General features: G+C 60.8%; 14 protein-coding genes. 12 read left to right on the top strand and 2 right to left on the bottom strand.

Annotated features, from left to right (window positions below):
* Positions 1 to 177 precede the first annotated feature (177 nt).
* Complete coding sequence (locus ACQZ40_RS22510; protein WP_448748675.1) at positions 178 to 1296, top strand: mandelate racemase/muconate lactonizing enzyme family protein; 1119 nt, start codon at positions 178 to 180, stop codon at positions 1294 to 1296.
* A gap of 103 nt (positions 1297 to 1399) precedes the next feature.
* On the opposite strand, the gene ACQZ40_RS22505 is transcribed toward ACQZ40_RS22510, so the two are convergent.
* Positions 1400 to 2422 (bottom strand): LLM class flavin-dependent oxidoreductase, encoded by a 1023-nt coding sequence (locus ACQZ40_RS22505; RefSeq protein ID WP_003522491.1) that lies wholly within the window; start codon positions 2420 to 2422, stop codon positions 1400 to 1402.
* Between the two features lie 135 nt (positions 2423 to 2557).
* Positions 2558 to 3475: a LysR family transcriptional regulator gene (locus tag ACQZ40_RS22500; protein WP_065657343.1), complete on the bottom strand. Its 918-nt coding sequence runs from the start codon at positions 3473 to 3475 to the stop codon at positions 2558 to 2560.
* 232 nt (positions 3476 to 3707) lie between these two features.
* On the opposite strand from ACQZ40_RS22500, the gene ACQZ40_RS22495 reads away from it, so the two are divergent.
* The 11 genes from ACQZ40_RS22495 to ACQZ40_RS22445 all read left to right on the top strand — a co-directional run bounded on the left by ACQZ40_RS22495 (position 3708) and on the right by ACQZ40_RS22445 (position 16558).
* Positions 3708 to 4916 (top strand): ABC transporter substrate-binding protein, encoded by a 1209-nt coding sequence (locus ACQZ40_RS22495; RefSeq protein ID WP_080857693.1) that lies wholly within the window; start codon positions 3708 to 3710, stop codon positions 4914 to 4916.
* 25 nt (positions 4917 to 4941) lie between these two features.
* The gene (locus ACQZ40_RS22490; protein ID WP_003522494.1) at positions 4942 to 5727 is read left to right on the top strand and encodes an ABC transporter ATP-binding protein; all 786 of its coding nucleotides are present in this window, start codon (positions 4942 to 4944) and stop codon (positions 5725 to 5727) included.
* 1 nt (position 5728) lies between these two features.
* Positions 5729 to 6430: an ABC transporter ATP-binding protein gene (locus ACQZ40_RS22485; protein WP_065657340.1), complete on the top strand. Its 702-nt coding sequence runs from the start codon at positions 5729 to 5731 to the stop codon at positions 6428 to 6430.
* A 2-nt stretch (positions 6431 to 6432) separates the two neighbouring features.
* A complete protein-coding gene (locus ACQZ40_RS22480) occupies positions 6433 to 7320 on the top strand; it encodes a branched-chain amino acid ABC transporter permease (RefSeq protein ID WP_065657339.1) in 888 nt (295 codons plus the stop codon).
* A 1-nt stretch (position 7321) separates the two neighbouring features.
* Complete coding sequence (locus tag ACQZ40_RS22475) at positions 7322 to 8329, top strand: branched-chain amino acid ABC transporter permease (RefSeq protein WP_065657338.1); 1008 nt, start codon at positions 7322 to 7324, stop codon at positions 8327 to 8329.
* 74 nt (positions 8330 to 8403) lie between these two features.
* Complete coding sequence (locus ACQZ40_RS22470) at positions 8404 to 9999, top strand: GMC family oxidoreductase (RefSeq protein ID WP_448748674.1); 1596 nt, start codon at positions 8404 to 8406, stop codon at positions 9997 to 9999.
* Between the two features lie 13 nt (positions 10000 to 10012).
* Positions 10013 to 10897, top strand: a complete 885-nt coding sequence (gene mmsB / locus ACQZ40_RS22465; protein WP_448748673.1) for a 3-hydroxyisobutyrate dehydrogenase — start codon at positions 10013 to 10015, stop codon at positions 10895 to 10897.
* Entirely contained in the window at positions 10894 to 12849 is a 1956-nt protein-coding gene (locus tag ACQZ40_RS22460; RefSeq protein WP_448748672.1) for an acetoacetate--CoA ligase, read from the top strand. The genes mmsB and ACQZ40_RS22460 overlap by 4 nt, the downstream gene beginning before the upstream one ends.
* 4 nt (positions 12850 to 12853) lie before the next feature.
* Positions 12854 to 13639 carry a 3-hydroxybutyrate dehydrogenase gene (locus ACQZ40_RS22455; RefSeq protein WP_149743923.1) on the top strand — a complete coding sequence of 262 codons (786 nt, stop codon included), beginning with the start codon at positions 12854 to 12856 and terminating at the stop codon, positions 13637 to 13639.
* A gap of 137 nt (positions 13640 to 13776) precedes the next feature.
* A complete protein-coding gene (locus ACQZ40_RS22450; protein ID WP_448748671.1) occupies positions 13777 to 14118 on the top strand; it encodes a hypothetical protein in 342 nt (113 codons plus the stop codon).
* 103 nt (positions 14119 to 14221) lie between these two features.
* Positions 14222 to 16558 carry a glucose/quinate/shikimate family membrane-bound PQQ-dependent dehydrogenase gene (locus tag ACQZ40_RS22445; protein ID WP_338808527.1) on the top strand — a complete coding sequence of 779 codons (2337 nt, stop codon included), beginning with the start codon at positions 14222 to 14224 and terminating at the stop codon, positions 16556 to 16558.
* Positions 16559 to 16599 lie beyond the last annotated feature (41 nt).

Raw genomic sequence — 16599 nt, 5'->3', positions numbered from 1 at the left:
AAAAATTTTTTATTTTACAAAAGCCGGTTTTCCTTTAGCTCTATCCGTCATCGGAAGCCGGCTGCTGGAGGAGGGCGGTCTGGCAATTTCCCTAAAGCCATCTTCGCGGCCCGTGGTCGCGGGGACGCGGCGTCTATTCCTCCCCGCAAGCAATCAGCAATCGAGGAATGACCGATCATGAAAATTACCGCTGTCGAACCTTTCATCCTGCACCTGCCGCTGACATCGGAGTCCATTTCCGATTCCACCCACAGCATCACCCATTGGGGCGTCGTCGGTGCAAAGATCACCACCAGCGATGGCCTTGAGGGCTATGGTTTCACCGGCACCCACGCGCATCTGCCGTCGGACAGGCTTATCACATCCTGCATCAGCGATTGTTACGCGCCCTTGCTGGTGGGGGAGAATGCGTCTGACCATTCGAGGCTGTGGACGAAACTGGCCCGTTATCCGGCGCTGCAATGGGTCGGCAGGGCGGGCATCACCCATCTGGCGCTCGCCGCAGTTGACGTTGCGCTCTGGGACCTAAAGGCGAAAAAGGCGGGCGTGCCGCTCTGGCACTATCTCGGCGGCGCGCGCACGGCGGCCGTGGAAGCCTATAATACCGATATTGGCTGGCTTTCCTTCACGCTGGAAGATTTGCTGGCGGGCAGCGCAAGGGCGGTGGAGGAGGATGGGTTTACCCGGCTGAAGATCAAGGTCGGGCATGACGATCCGAATATCGACATTGCCCGCCTTGCAGCCGTCCGCAAGCGTGCCGGTTCGTCCATCCGCATCGCCATCGATGGCAACGGCAAGTGGGATTTGCCCACATGCCAGCGTTTCTGCGCGGCGGCGAAAGATCTGGACATTTACTGGTTCGAGGAGCCTCTCTGGTATGACGATGTGACGAGCCATGCACGGCTGGCGCGCAATACGTCCATTCCGATTGCGCTCGGGGAGCAGCTTTACACGGTGGATGCGTTCCGCTCATTCATCGATGCCGGTGCGGTTGCCTATGTCCAGCCTGATGTGACCCGGCTTGGCGGCATCACCGAATATATTCAGGTTGCCGATCTCGCGCTCGCCCATCGCCTGCCCGTGGTGCCGCATGCCGGCGAGATGAGCCAGGTGCATGTGCATCTGAGCTACTGGCACCCGGCTTCGACCATTCTCGAATATATTCCCTGGATCAAGGATCACTTCGAAGAGCCGATCCATGTGCGGGACGGTGTCTACAAACGTCCGGAGCGCCCCGGCGCCAGCACGACGCCGCTGGCGGAAAGTTTCGCCCGTTACGGCAAGGCGGTCAAATGAGCAGCGGTATACAGCCCGGATTTTAAGGGAGGGAAAACACGTCCTCCGTCAAGCCGGACTAGATCCGGCATGACGGAGTGTGGATGATGCAATTTTTCCAAATTTAGCGCCAGCCGAGAGCCGGCGCCACCTGCTTCAGGATCGTCTCGATCACATGGGCGTTGTAATCGACGCCCAGCTGGTTCGGTACGGTCAGGAGCAGCGTGTCAGCCTCGGCGATGGCTTCATCGGCTTTCAGCTGTTCGATCAGTTTTTCCGGCTCGGCGGCATAGCTGCGCCCGAAGATCGCGCGCGTCTTGTCGTCGATATAACCGATCTTGTCATCGCCTTCGTTGCCGTAACCGAAATAGGACCGGTCGCGGTCGTTGACGAGGGCGAAGATGCTGCGGCTGACCGACACACGCGGCTCGCGGGTGTGGCCTGCTTCCTTCCATGCTTCCCGGAAGGTGCGGATCTGCTGCGCCTGCTGGACATGGAAAGGCTCGCCCGTTTCGTCCGTTTTCAGTGTGGAGCTTTGCAGGTTCATGCCGAGCTTTGCCGCCCACACCGCCGTTGCATTGGAGCTCGAACCCCACCAGATGCGCTCGCGCAGCCCTTCGGAATGCGGCTCCAACCGCAAAAGGCCGGGCGGGTTGGGGAACATCGGGCGCGGATTCGGTTCAGCGAAACCTTCACCCTTCAAAAGTTCGAGAAAGACTTCGGTGTGCTGACGCGCCATGTCTTCTTCGCTCTGGCCCTCGGCCGGACGGTAACCGAAATAACGCCAGCCATCGATCACCTGCTCCGGCGAACCGCGGCTGATGCCGAGCTGCAGGCGTCCGCCGGCGATAAGGTCGGCCGAACCGGCGTCCTCCGCCATGTAGAACGGGTTTTCATAACGCATGTCGATGACGCCGGTGCCGATCTCGATCTTTTTCGTGCGCGCGCCGACGGCAGCCAGCAGCGGAAAGGGCGAGGCAAGCTGGCGGGCGAAATGGTGCACGCGGAAATAAGCGCCGTCGGCGCCGAGTTCTTCCGCGGCCACGGCGAGGTCTATCGATTGCAGCAGCGTGTCCGCAGCCGAGCGGGTTTGCGACTGGGGCGAGGGCGTCCAGTGGCCGAAGGACAGGAATCCGATCTTTTTCATGATGACCTTCCAGATGTCGGAGGATGCCGGTCTTCACAAACCGGCTTCGTTGTTGTCAGTCATATAGGCTGGCACGCGCATCCTCCAACCGGCCGCGCGTAGACAGGGTGTCGCCGAAATGTGAACGATGGCTGTTCAGACCATCATCCGGCGGTCGAGGATGAAGAGTTTTTCATGCGCGCGCGCCGTGGTGAGAATGAAGTCCATCAGCGAGCGCACACGCGGCACATTGGCAAGGTCCTGATGGCTCGTCAGCCAGTAGCCGCGCCGCAGTTCCACTTCGCCGGCAAGCACCATCTGCAAATCCGGAAAGCGCGCGGCGATGAAATTCGGCAGGATGCATAGGCCCCGGCCGCTCAGCGTGGCAGTCAGCTGCGCGAAAATACTCGAGGACTGAAAGCCCGGACGCAGGCCGGGCAGCACATCGCGCATATAATCAAGGCCGGGTGAGAAGATCAGGTCCTGTACGTAACCGATGAAGAAGTGATCGAGCAGGTCCTCGCGCTTGGTGATTCTCGGCCGTCCGGCGAGATAGGAACGCGAGGCATAGATATGCAGCGTATAATCGATGATCTGTTCGTTGATATAGGGACCGGCTTTCGGTGGGTCGAGCGTGACGGCCACATCCGCCTCCTTTCTGGAAAGCGCCATGATCTGCTGGATCGTCACCATTTCCACCATGATGTGGGGATGCGTGATGGCGAAGTCTTTCAGCCTTTCCACGAAGAAAAAATTGGAAAAACCTTCAGGCGCGCTAAGGCGCACCACGCCGCGCAGCAGGCTGCCGCTTTCGGAAATATCCGATTGCAGCCTTTCGGCTTCCGCCTCGATACGCTCGACCGTATCCACCAGCCGCCGCCCGACGGTTGTCAGTTCATAACCGCGCGGGTTTCGCTCGAACAGCTTGGTTTTAAGCGAGAATTCCAGCCGGTCGATATGGCGGGAGACGGTGGCGTGGCTGGTGCGCAGGCTTCGGGCTGCCGATGAGAGCTGTCCGGTGCGGGCCACGGCCAGAAAATATTGCAGGTCGTCCCAGGTGAAAGGGGTAGCCATATTTGTCTCCCATCAAGAGTTCTGTTCAAAAATGAACAGTTCCTGTTCGCAATTTGATGATGCCCCGCTCTTGTGTCAACGGCCGAATTCGAGAAGTCTAGGCTCAGGATGCATCGCTTTGAGGAGGGCGGTGTGACCGTTCAGGTGCAATGGCATGGAAGCCCGCAGGCGGTTTCGTTCACCGTTGCACAGACCCATCTGAGGCTCGCAATCATCTCTGGGAGGAGAAGTCATGCGTAAGAGTATCGTTTTATCCACGGCCATGGCGCTGGCCGCTGGCACCGCCGCTTATGCCGCCGAGATTTCGGACGGCAAGGTCAAGATCGGCATCTTGAACGACCAGTCGGGCGTCTACGCCAATTTCGGCGGCAAATACTCTTATGAAGCCGCGAAGATGGCGGTCGAGGATTTCGGCGGCAAGGTGCTCGATGCGCCGGTGGAAGTGGTGACCGCCGACCACCAGAACAAGGCGGACGTCGCCTCCAATATCGCCCGCCAATGGTACGATACCGAACAGGTCGATTCGATCATGGAACTGACCTCGTCGTCGGTCGGCCTTGCCGTGCAGGCGCTGTCCAAGGACAAGAAGAAGATCACCATCAATACGGGTGCGGCGACCACCGAGCTGACCGGCAAGCAGTGCAGCCCCTATGGTTTCCATTGGGCCTATGACACCTATTCGCTGGCGGTCGGCACCGGCGGCGCGCTCGTCAAGCAGGGCGGCGACAGCTGGTTCTTCTTGACCGCCGACTATGCCTTCGGTTATTCGCTGGAAGAAAACACGTCGAATTTCGTCAAGTCCAATGGCGGTAAGGTTCTGGGTTCCGTGCGCCATCCGCTTGCCACGACGGACTATTCCTCCTTCCTGCTGCAGGCGCAGTCCTCGGGCGCGAAGGTCATCGGTCTTGCCAATGCCGGTCTCGACACCTCCAACGCCATCAAGCAGGCGGCTGAATTCGGCATCGTCGCCGGCGGTCAGCGGCTTGCCGCTCTCCTCTTCACGCTCGCCGAAGTCCATGGCCTCGGTCTTGAGGCGGCTCAAGGGCTGACGCTGACGGAAGGTTTTTATTGGGACCGCGACGATGAATCGCGCAAATTCGGCGAGCGTTTCAAGGAACGCACCGGCGCCATGCCGAACATGGTGCATGCCGGCACCTATTCCGCCGTGCTGCACTATCTGAAAGCCATCGAAAAGGCCGGCACTGATGATGCCGATGCCGTCGCCAAGGCCATGAAGGAAATGCCTGTCAACGATGTGTTCTCGAAGGATGGCCATGTGGCCGCCAATGGCCGCATGATCCACGACATGTATCTCATGGAAGTGAAGAAGCCGGACGAAAGCAAGCAGCCGTGGGATTATTACAAGGTACTTGCCACCATCCCCGGCAAGGAAGCCTTCATGGACCCCGCAAAAAGCGGTTGCCCGCTGGTAACGCAGTAAAGAAGAATAAAAAGGGGAAAGCTTGATGACGATCGCTCCCGCCCTTGCCGGGCAGGCCGAACCTCGCGTCGTTCTTTCGGCGCGCGGTCTCTCCAAGACCTTCGGCGCATTCGCGGCCGTGAAAAACGTCGATCTCGACGTCCACCATGCCCGCGTGCATGCGCTTATCGGTCCGAACGGTGCCGGCAAAACAACGGTCTTCAACCTGTTGACCAAGTTTCTCCAGCCGACAGGCGGGGCGATCACCTTCATGGGAACGGACATAACAAGGACGCCGCCGGACAAGGTGGCGCGTCTCGGCCTCGTCAGGTCTTTCCAGATATCGGCGGTGTTTCCGCATCTGACGGTTCTGGAAAACGTGCGGGTGGCGTTGCAGCGGCCGAACAGCCTCGCCACGCAGTTCTGGCTGCCGCTCTCCTCGCTCGACAGGCTGAACGCCCGCGCCGAGGAGCTGATCGCCATGGTCGGCCTGACCAGGGAAAAACATGCGCTTGCGGCCGATCTTTCCTACGGCCGCAAGCGGGTTCTCGAAATCGCCACCACGCTGGCGCTCGATCCGAAGGTTCTGCTGCTGGATGAACCGATGGCCGGCATGGGCGGCGAGGATGTCGCCCACGTCGCCGAACTCATCCGCGAGGTGGCAAAGACACGCGCGGTGCTGATGGTCGAACATAATCTGAAAGTCGTGGCCGATATCTGCCACCACGTCACGGTCTTGCAACGCGGTGAAATTCTGGCGGAGGGCGATTATGCCGCCGTTGCCGCCGATCCGCGCGTGCGCACGGCCTATATGGGCACGGAGGAGGCTTGATATGGCGGCAATGCTCGAAGTCTCCAATCTGAAATCCTGGTATGGCGAAAGCCAGGCGCTGCACGGTGTCGATCTGACGGTCGGCGAGGGCGAAACCATCACCATTCTCGGCCGCAACGGTGTGGGCAAGACCACGACGCTGCGCACTATCATGGGCATCATCCGAAACCGCAAGGGCGTCATCAAGCTGGGCGGCAAGGATCTGATGCCGGTGCCGCTGCATCGCACGGCGAAATACGGCCTTGGTTTCGTGCCGGAAGAGCGCGGCATCTTCGCGACGCTGAGCGTCGAGGAGAACCTGAAGCTGCCGCCCGTCGTCGCATCCGGCGGCATGACGCTCGATGAAATATACGAGCTGTTTCCCAATCTTTACGAACGCCGCACCAGCCCCGGCACCAAGCTTTCCGGCGGCGAGCAGCAGATGCTGGCCATGGCGCGCATCCTGCGCACCGGGGTGAAGGTGCTGCTGCTTGACGAACCGACCGAAGGGCTTGCCCCGGTCATCGTGCAGCGCATCGGCGAGGTGCTGCAAAAGCTGAAGAGCCGCGGCATGACCGTTGTTCTGGTCGAACAGAATTTCCGTTTTGCCAGCCGTATCGCCGACCGTTTCTACCTGATGGATCACGGCCAGATGGTCAGCAATTTTCCGGTCAGCGAGCTTTCCGGCCGCATGGGCGAGCTCAACAAGGTGCTGGGGGTTTAACGATGACGATGATCTTCGGCGTTCCAATTCAGGCACTGCTCGGGCAATTGCTGGTGGGCCTTATCAACGGGTCGTTTTATGCGCTGCTGTCGCTTGGCCTTGCCGTCATTTTCGGCCTGCTGCGCGTCATCAATTTTGCCCATGGCGCGCAATATATGCTCGGCGCTTTCGTCGCCTTCCTCGGCCTGCAATATTTCGGCATCAATTTCTGGGTGGCGCTCATCGTCACACCTTTCGTCGTGGCGCTGTTCGGTGCGATTGTCGAACGCTTCCTGCTGTCGCGGCTTTACGATCTCGATCCGCTTTACGGGCTACTCTTCACCTTCGGTCTCGCGCTGGTGGTGGAAGGCACGTTCCGCTGGCTTTATGGCGCTGCTGGTCAGCCCTATTCGGTTCCGCCGCAGCTTGCCGGCGGCACCAATCTCGGCTTCATGTTCCTGCCGAATTACCGCGCTTTCGTCGTCGTCATTTCGCTCATCGTCTGCATCGCCACCTGGGCGTTGATCGAAAAGACCCGGCTTGGCTCCTATCTGCGCGCTGCGACGGAAAACCCGACGCTGGTGCAGGCTTTCGGCATCAACGTGCCTGTTCTCCTGACGCTGACCTACGCGCTGGGTGCCGGCCTTGCCGGTTTCACCGGGGTTCTCGCCGCGCCGATCTATCAGGTCTCGCCGCTGATGGGCACGAACCTCATCATCGTCGTCTTCGCCGTGGTCGTGGTCGGCGGCATGGGGTCGATCATGGGCGCCATCGTCACCGGTTACATGCTGGGCGTCGCAGAGGGCCTCACCAAGGTGTTCTACCCGGAAGCCTCCAACATCGTCATCTTCGTCATCATGGCCTTTGTGCTGCTCATCCGCCCCGCCGGACTTTTCGGAAAGGACGCCTGATATGTCCAAAGCCACCCATAGCCCCACCGCCGGAGCAATGCCGCAGACCGAGGTTTCGACGACTGCCGGCACCATCAAGACCGTGCTTATTCTCGCGGGGCTTGCCGTCCTCATCGCCGCGCCGATGTTCGTTTATCCGATCTTTCTGATGAAGCTGCTGTGCTTCGCGCTGTTTGCCTGTGCCTTCAACCTCCTGATCGGTTACACCGGGCTGCTCTCCTTCGGCCATGCGGCGTTTTTCGGCGGTGCCGCCTATTTCACCGCCTATTCGGTGAAGGAATGGGGCGTGACGCCGGAAATCGGCCTTGTCATCGGCATGGCGGGGGCGGCGCTGCTCGGTCTCGTCATCGGCTTCTTCGCCATTCGCCGCCAGGGCATCTATTTCGCCATGATTACGCTCGCGCTGTCGCAGATGTTTTATTTCTTCTGCCTTCAGGCGCCGTTCACCCATGGTGAAGATGGCTTGCAGGGCGTGCCGCGCGGCCATCTCTTCGGCCTTCTCGACCTCAATGCGCCACTCAACATCTATTACACGGTGCTTGTCGCCTTTGTGCTCGCACTTCTGGTCATCTGGCGTTTCGTCAACTCGCCCTTCGGCATGATCCTGAAATCGATCCGCGAAAACGAGCAGCGCGCTATTTCGCTGGGCTATAGCGTCCAGCGCTACAAGCTCGGTGCTTTCGTCATGTCGGCGACGCTGGCCGGTCTTGCGGGTGGCCTCAAAGCGCTGGTCTTCCAGTTTGCGACGCTCACCGACGTCACCTGGCAGATGTCGGGCGAAGTGATCCTGATGACGCTGCTCGGCGGTATCGGCACCATGATTGGGCCGATCTTCGGTGCGGGTCTCGTCGTCACCCTGCAGAACTATCTCGCGACGTCCGATTTCCCGGTCACCATCATCACCGGCCTCGTCTTCATGGCCTGCGTTCTGGTGTTCCGGCGCGGTTTGATCGGCGAATTTTACGCGTCGCGGCTCGGGAGAAAACTCGGCTTTCAGCACCGCAGCTAGGCGTTTTTGAGAACACAGGAAAGGCCTCCTCCGCGTCCGGGACGACGCGGCAAGGGCGGCGCGTGGAGAAGAGCATGGGCGAATATGACTATATCGTCATCGGAGCGGGGAGTGCCGGATGCGTTCTCGCCAACCGCCTTTCGAAAGATCCGAACAACCGCGTGCTGCTGCTGGAAGCGGGCGGCAACGACAATTACCACTGGATCCATATTCCAGTCGGTTATCTCTATTGCATCAACAATCCGCGCACCGACTGGTGTTTCAAGACGGCGGAAGAGCCGGGGCTGAACGGCCGCTCGCTGATCTATCCGCGCGGAAAGGTGCTTGGCGGCTGCTCCTCCATCAACGGCATGATCTATATGCGCGGCCAGGCGCGGGACTACGACGTCTGGCGTCAACTCGGCTGCGAGGGCTGGGGGTGGAACGACATCCTGCCCTATTTCCTGAAATCGGAAGACTTTTATCGGGGAAAAAGCGATCTGCACTCCGCCGGCGGCGAGTGGCGCGTGGAAAAGGCGCGCGTGCGCTGGGATGTGCTGGATGCTTTCCAGAAGGCGGCGGGCGAAGCGGGCATTCCCGCAACCGACGATTTCAACCGGGGCGACAATGAGGGGGCCGGTTATTTCGATGTGAACCAGCGCTCCGGCTGGCGCTGGAATACGGCCAAGGCATTTCTGAAGCGGGCGCTTGGTCGCAAGAACCTGACGGTTCTGACCAAGGCCCATGTCAAGCGTCTCATCATCGAAGAAGGCCATGTTACGGGGGTGGAGTTCCACCATGACGGCGTCCTGAAAAAGATGCGGGCGCGGCGTGAGACGGTGCTGTCCGCCGGTGCCATCGGCTCGCCGCATATTCTGGAGCTTTCCGGTGTCGGCCGTGGCGATGTGTTGCAGGCGGCCGGTATCGACACGGTGGCCGAGGTTCAGGGTGTGGGCGAGAACCTGCAGGATCATCTGCAATTGCGCATGGTCTACAAGGTCTCTGGCGTCCTGACGCTGAATGAAAGGGCCTCCACCCTGTTCGGCAAGGCGCGGATCGGCCTCGAATATGCGCTGACGCGCTCCGGGCCGATGTCCATGGCGCCGAGCCAGCTCGGTGTCTTCACCCGTTCCTCGCCGGAAAAGGAAACCGCCGATCTGGAATATCATGTCCAGCCGGTTTCGCTCGACAAGTTCGGCGATCCGGTTCACACTTTTCCGGCCATTACCGCAAGTGTCTGCAATCTGCGGCCGGAAAGCCGGGGCACAGTGCATGTGAAAGGACCGGATTTCGCCATGCAGCCGGAAATCCGCCCGAACTATCTTTCCACCGAAGGCGACCGCCAGGTGGCCATCGACGCCATGCGGCTCACGCGCCGCATCGTCGCCCAACCGGCCTTCGCGCGCTTCAAGCCGCAGGAATACAAGCCGGGTCCCTCCTTCGAAAACGATAATGATCTTGCCAAGGCGGCGGGCGATATCGGCACCACCATCTTCCACCCTGTCGGCACGCTGCGCATGGGGTCGGATAGGGAAAGCGTGGTCGATGCGCGGCTGAAATTCCGCCGGCTCGCCGGGCTGCGCGTCGCCGATGCGTCGGTGATGCCGCGCATCACATCCGGAAATACCAATTCCCCGACGATCATGATTGCCGAAAAGGCCGCCGACATGATCCTTGCGGACAATCGCTGAAAGGAGCGCTCCGATGAAGACCGTCGCTTTTATCGGGCTGGGACATATGGGCCTGCCCATGGCCGCCAATCTCGTCAAGGCCGGATATGCCGTCAGGGGTCACGATCTTTCCGAAGCCTGCCGCGCGGCGGCGAGAGAGGCCGGTGTTCCCGTTGCTGCGGGTTCTGCCGAGGCTATCGAAGCCGCTGACGTCATCATCACCATGCTGCCGAAGGGCGAACATGTCGTTTCGGTCTATGGCGATCTGGTTCGGAAAATCCCTGCCGGAACGCTTCTCATCGACTGCTCGACGGTGGATATGGAAAGCGCACTTAAGGCGCATGATCTGGCCGCTTCCGCCGGTTGCCCCTCGGTCGATGCGCCCGTATCGGGCGGAACGGGCGGGGCTGCCGCCGGCACCCTGACCTTCATGTGCGGCGGCGAGGCTGCGGCCTTCTCTGCGGCAAAGCCGGTGCTGGAGGCGATGGGCAAGAAGATCGTGCATTGCGGCAAGGGCGGTAACGGCCAGGCGGCCAAAATCTGCAACAACATGATCCTCGGCATTTCCATGATCGCCGTTTCGGAAGCTTTTGTTCTGGGCGAAAAACTCGGCCTCTCGCATCAGGCGCTGTTCGACGTCGCCTCCACCTCTTCCGGGCAATGCTGGTCGCTCACCACCTATTGCCCGGTGCCGGGACCGGTGCCGACATCGCCCGCCAACAAGGATTACCAGCCCGGATTTGCGGCGGCCCTGATGCTGAAGGATCTGAAGCTTTCGCAGGAGGCCGCCAATGGAGCCGGGGCTTCCACCCCGCTCGGTGCGGCGGCGGCGGCGCTTTACGAGAACTTCGTCGATGAGGGGAGCGGCGGACGTGATTTCTCCGCCATTGTCGAAATGCTGCGCGGGAGCGAAGCATGACGGACGCCGCGCCTTCCGATATTTTGTGGGTGCCGCCGAGGGAAAGGCTGGCGCGCTCGGCGCTTTTTTCCTTCGCAGAGAAAACTGCAAAACTGCACGGGGTGGCCGCCGATGATTATGCCGGCCTGTTGCGCTGGTCCATCGATGCGCCGGACGCCTTTTACGATGCTCTGTGGGATGAGCTCGGCATTATCGGCACACGTGGAGAAACGGCATTCAAAGCCGGTGCGACGATCCGAGATGTTGAGTTTTATCCCGGTGCCCGGCTCAACTATGCTGAAAACCTGCTGCGCGATGCCGACGCGCGGCTGGCCATCATCGCCCATCGCGACGATGGCACACGGCGTGGAATTAGCCGCAGAGAGCTTTACGACGAGGTGTCCCGCATGGTGCAGGCGCTTGCTGATGCCGGTGTGAGCGAAGGCGACCGCGTCGGGGCCATCGTCACCCATGATATTGAGGCGATTGTCTGCTATCTGGCCGCGAGCGCCATCGGCGCGATCTGGTCTTCCTGCTCGCCGGATTTCGGGCCGGCGGGCGCCTCCGACCGCCTGTCGCAGATAGGTCCGAAAATCCTCATCGCCGTGCCGGAATATGGTTATGCCGGCAAACGCATCGATGTCGGCCCGACCATCCGCGCCGTGGCGGAAAGTGCGACGCCTGAGAAGATCGTGCTGATCGGCGACGCCGTGCCCGAAAACCTTGCCGATCTCGGCTGCGTGACGCTTACGGATTTCGTCGCGCCTTATACGGCGGGCGAGATTGCGTTCAACCGTATGCCCGTCAAGGCGCCGCTGGCGATCCTTTATTCGTCCGGCACCACCGGCAAGCCGAAATGCATCACCCATTCCGGCGGCGGTCTGCTTCTTCAGCACATGAAGGAGCTGAAGCTGCAATGCGATATTCAGGAAGGGGAACGCTTCTTCTATTTCACCACCTGCGGCTGGATGATGTGGAACTGGCAGGTCTCCGGTCTGGCGCTCGGCGCTACTCTGGTAACCTATGACGGCAATCCCGGTTATCCCAACCCTGCGCGGCTAATCGACCTCATCGACGCCGAACGGATCGCCACTTTCGGCACGTCGGCGAAGTTTATCGACGCCTGCCTGAAGGCCGGGCTGAAGCCGCGTGAAAGCCACGATCTTTCATCGCTGCGGACAATTCTTTCCACCGGCTCGCCGCTCATCCCGCAATCCTTCGATTATATCTATCGCGACTGGAAGGCCGATGTGCACCTCGCCTCCATTTCCGGCGGCACGGATATCTGCGCCTGTTTCCTTGGCGGCAACCCTTTGCAGCCGGTGCATCGCGGTGAATTGCAGGGTGCGATGCTGGGCATGGATATCGACACGCTGGACGATGAGGGCCGTTCCGTTCGCGGCGTCGCCGGCGAACTCGTCTGCCGCAATGCGCATCTGTCCATGCCGGTGAAGTTCTGGGGCGATGAGGACGGTTCGCGCTATCAGGCCGCCTATTTCGACCGGTTCCCCGGCATCTGGGCGCATGGCGATTTCGCCGAAATGCGCCCCTCCGGCGGCTATGTCATCCATGGGCGTTCGGATACGACGCTCAATCCCGGCGGGGTGCGCATCGGGACTGCGGAAATCTACCGCCAGGTGGAAACCGTGCCCGAAGTCGAAGAGGCCATTGCCGTCGGGCAGGATATCGACGGCGACCAGCGGGTCATCCTCTTCCTGCGCATGAAGGGCGGCGCAGCGCTGACGGAAGAGCTGGAAAAGACCATCCGCAGCCGCATCCGTTCAGGCGCCACGCCGCGGCATGTGCCGGCAAGGATCATTGCCGTCAGCGCCATTCCCCGCACCCGTTCCGGCAAGATTTCCGAAATCGCGGTGCGCGACACCATTCATGGCCGGCCGGTGAAGAATGCCGATGCGCTCGCCAATCCCGAAGCGCTTGAACTTTTCCGCAACCTGCCGCAGCTGAAGGACTAGGCCGATGGAGGATCAACCGAAAACCGTGCTCGTCACGGGTTCCACCAGCGGCATCGGGCTTGCCATCGCCAAGCGATTCGCCGAGGCGGGGTATCTGGTCGGGGTGCATGGCATAGAGACGGCGGAGGAGGCGACGCAGGCGCTGGAGGCGGTCGCGAAGGTGGCGCGGCACAGGCCGGTCTATTTTGCCGCCAATCTCGCCAATTATGATGAAAGCGCGCATCTGCCGGAGACCGTCATCGCCGAATTCGGTCATATCGACGTGCTCGTCAACAATGCCGGCATCCAGAAGGTCGCGCCGATCGACGAGTTCGATTTCGCCGATTTCTCCCGCATCGTCGCCATCTCGCTCGACAGCGCGTTTCACACCATCCATGCGGCCCTGCCGGGCATGAAGGAAAGGGGCTGGGGCCGCATCGTCAACATCGCTTCCGCGCATGGCCTGCGCGCCTCGCCCTTCAAGGGGCCTTATGTCGCGACCAAACATGCGGTGGTGGGGTTGACGAAAAGCGTGGCGCTGGAAGTGGCCGAACTTGGCATCACCTGCAACGCCATCTGCCCCGGTTATGTCTGGACGCCGCTCGTCGCCGCCCAGGTGGCCGATCAGGCGCGCGTGCATGGCATGAGCGAGGAGGATGTGGTGAAGAAGGTGATGCTTGCGCCGCAGCCGACAAGGCGGTTCGTGCAACCGGAAGAAGTGGCGGAAATGGCGCTTTATCTCGCGGGCGATATGGCCCGCTCCATCACCGGCACCACCATCTCGATCGATGGCGGCTGGACCGCGAAATAATCTTCGCATATCCGACGCTGCGCTGGCGCTTCGATACGCAGGCCGCTGGAATGGGCTTGAACCTAATCCTTTTCCGCGTCTGGAACAAAACCCGGACCCCAATGATTAGATCAACAGGGTTACAGGGAGTGAAAGACATGGCCAGAGAAAATACCAGCTATCTCCACGGTCGGGACGCGCCGAAAAGCGAAACGGCAACGCGCGCGCGGCAGGGATCGCGCGGACGTCCCGTGCTTGTCATTCTGATCGTCAGCGTCCTTCTTGCATTGGTGGTTTGGGCCGTTGTCGAATATTCGGTTTTCGAACCCGACGAGAACCTGCCGCAGAACCCGCAGACCGAGACTGCGCCCGTGCCGCAGCAGCCGTCGGGATCCGGAAGCTTCGACAACAATCCGGCGAATGGCCGCCCCCAGCCGCCGTCATCGACAGAGAGAAATCCCACGCCGCAGGATTCGACCGGCGCGCCCCAAAACCCGTGACCACCATGGCGTGAAGTTTTTTCGCGATGATGATGATTTTCATGGAACCAGATCGCGCCCGATTTCATTTCACGCAAAGTGACAGGAATCGGGGGTTTCATTCATGGCAGTCACCGTCACTGCAGTTGTTCTCACACTGATCGGTCTTGCGCTGTTCGGTTTCGGCTCTCAGCTCGTCATGCTGGGCGGGAGCTTCTATTACGTGCTTTCCGGACTGGCGTTTCTGTTGACGGCCGTTCTGCTGTTCAAGCGCAATCGTGCAGCCCTTCACGTCTATGCCGTCTTCATTGTCGCGACGCTCGCCTGGGCCATATGGGAAGTCGGCTTCGACTGGTGGCAGCTTGGCCCGCGCGGCGGCGTCATCATTCTCATCGGCCTCTGGCTTCTGGTTCCCTGGGTAAGAAAGCCGCTCGGTTTTTCGAGTCCGACCGGGCTTAGCTACGGGCCGAATGCCTGGCCGCTCGCGCTGTCCGTCCTCGCCTCCATCGTCGTGGCCGGATATTCCATGGCGCAGGATCCGCACGATACGGCAGGTTCCCTGCCTCAGGAAACGGCCTCGGCCACGCCCGCCTATGGCGGCAATGTACCTGACGGTGACTGGCATCAATATGGCCGCACGCCCTATGGCCAGCGTTATTCGCCGCTCACCCAGGTCAATGTCGACAATGTCTCGCAGCTCAAGGAAGCCTGGCGTTACCAGACGGGCGATGTGAAGCTGCCCGATGATGTGGGGGAAACCACCTATCAGGTGACGCCGCTGAAGATCGGGAACACGCTTTATATCTGCACGCCGCATAATTGGGCGATCGCCATCGATGCCGCCACCGGCAAGGAAAAGTGGAAATACGACCCCAATGTCGGTCTCAATCCGGATCGCCAGCACCAGACATGCCGCGGCGTTTCCTATTATGCCGAGCCGAATGCCACGCAGGGCACGGCCTGCGCCGAGCGCGTCTACCTGCCGACCTCGGATGCGCGGCTGATCGCGCTTGACGCCGCCACCGGTCAGGTCTGCACGTCCTTTGCCGATCAAGGTGTGCTGCATCTTGAGCAGGGCATGAAATACAATCCCGCCGGTTATTATTATTCGACCTCGCCGCCCGTCATCGTGGCGGGCAAGATCATCATCGGCGGCGCGGTGAACGACAACTATTCCACGCAGGAACAGTCCGGCGTCATCCGCGCTTTCGATGTGAACAGCGGCGCGCTCGTCTGGAACTGGGATTCCGGCAACCCGGCGAAAACCGAACCGATTGCGGCGGGTGAAACCTACACCACCAATTCGCCCAACAGCTGGTCGGTCTTCAGTTACGATGAAGGCCTCGGCCTCGTTTATATCCCGCTCGGTAATCAGGTGCCGGATCAGCTCGGCATGGGCCGCAGCGAGAATGTGGAGAAATATTCCTCCTCCATCGTTGCGCTGGATGTAAACACCGGCAAGGATCGCTGGGTGCGCCAGACGGTTCATCACGATCTCTGGGACATGGACGTGCCGGCCCAGCCGGTGCTGCTTGACATCACCAAGGACGGCCAGACCGTGCCGGCTCTCGTCGGCCCCACCAAGCAGGGCGATATCTACGTTCTCGACCGGCGCACCGGCGAGCCGCTTCTGCCGATCACCGAAGAACCTGCACCGGGCGGCGCCATACCGGAGGACTTCACCTCCCCGACGCAGCCGACGACGGCCCTGTCCTTCAAGCCGGAGCCATTGCAGGAAAAGGACATGTGGGGCGTCTCCATGTTCGATCAGCTCGCCTGCCGCATCCGCTTCCATCAGCTGAACTACAAGGGTCGCTACACGCCGCCTTCGCTGACCGGATCGATCATCTATCCCGGCAATTTCGGCACCTTCAATTGGGGCAGCGTGGCGGTCGATCCCGAGCGTCAGGTAATGTTCGGCATGCCGACCTATCTCGCCTTCACCTCGCAGCTCGTACCGCGCGCCGACATTCCGCCGAAGGGTCAGGACGAAAAGGGTAGCGAACAGGGCCTCAACCGCAATGACGGCGCACCCTATGGCGTGTTCATGGGTCCGTTCCTCGGTCCGTTGCAGATTCCCTGCCAGGCCCCGCCATGGGGTTATGTCGCGGGTGCTGATCTGCGCACCGGCGATATCGCTTACAAGCACAAGAACGGCACGGTCCATGACATGACGCCGCTGCCGCTGCCCTTCAAGGTGGGTGTGCCGGGCATTGGCGGGCCGATGATCACCAAGGGCGGCGTCGCTTTCCTCGGTGCTGCCGTTGACAACTATCTTCGCGCCTATGATCTGACCACCGGCAGGCAGCTTTGGGAAGCGCGCCTGCCGGCCGGCGGTCAGGCCACGCCGATGACCTATGCGCTGGATGGCGGCAAGCAATATGTGGTGATGGTTGCGGGTGGCCACGGCTCCGTCGGAACCAAACCGGGCGACTATGTGATCGCCTATACCCTGCCGTAATCTCTGCAGGTTTCAAGATACAAAAAAACCGGAATGGGCGA

This window comes from Agrobacterium sp. 16-172Ci (assembly GCF_053522725.1).
This window is presented reverse-complemented; position numbering and strand designations above follow the sequence as displayed.